The following is a 925-nucleotide window of genomic DNA, read 5'->3' as shown; positions in this document are numbered from 1 at the left end:
GCCTGATTCTCTAATAGTAGGAGTTATACCTGCGTAACTACACAACTCCTTTGCTGAAGTAAAGCACTTAAACCCATTGGTAAAAACTAATAACATTAATGCTGTTTTGCCCCCTATTCCTGGAATAGACTTTAATAAAGTCACTTCTTCTTGATAGCTCTCTTTTACATTCTCTAACAACAAATCTTCTAATTTAACCATCTCTTTTTGTACATTTTTTAGTTGTCTTTTTAAGGAACTAACTACCAATTTCGATGGATTCCCTAATACCGATTCGCCGTGAAGTTTATTCTTTAATTGAGTAGATTGTTTCGTATAAACACTCAATAAACGTACTATTTGTAAACATTCTTGTTGATTCTTGCTCTCTCCTTTCCATAGAGAAGGAGTTTGACTTATACCATAATTATACAGCTGTTTTGCATCACTCTTATCCGTTTTTACTTTTGATAAATTCATTTGAATAAAACGTTTTACCTTCAACGGATTTTCTACCGATACCAAAACTCCTTTTTCCGCTAAAAAATAAGCTAATCGTACGTGATAGTAACCTGTCGCTTCCATTATGCAATGAGTTAAATCATTTGTGATTAACAACAACTCTTTAAAGCCTGATTCTTCATTTTTAAATTGATACCAATTACCTTGATAATCATACACATCTAAAGAATCTTTACTTACATCGATTCCTAAAAATTGTTTATTTTTACTCATAAGAAAAAAAGGATTGGAAAGAAAATAACTACTATCAATTCAACAACTTGAAATCGAGATCTTGGTCTCACAGAACTGAACGAATTTAAAGTAGTAAAGCGTAGGGATTATCAATGTTGACGAAATCTAGATTTCAACGTATATCATAACCTTACTCTACGCTTTTTCTTTCTGGTTTTTATTACTAAATTTAAACAATTGCTAACTTAAG

Annotated in this window: 1 protein-coding gene; it reads right to left on the bottom strand. The window is 31.2% G+C overall.

Features of this window, described 5'->3' with window-relative positions:
* Positions 1-714 (bottom strand): IS110 family transposase (locus ACQY1Q_RS17365; RefSeq protein ID WP_431006593.1); only part of this gene is annotated, 714 nt, incomplete at its 3' end.
* Positions 715-925: the final 211 nt, after the last annotated feature.

It is taken from the genome of Tenacibaculum sp. TC6 (assembly GCF_050606265.1).
GTDB lineage: Bacteria > Bacteroidota > Bacteroidia > Flavobacteriales > Flavobacteriaceae > Polaribacter.
The sequence above is the reverse complement of the archived record's forward strand: the minus strand, read 5'-3'. Positions and strand labels throughout refer to the sequence as shown.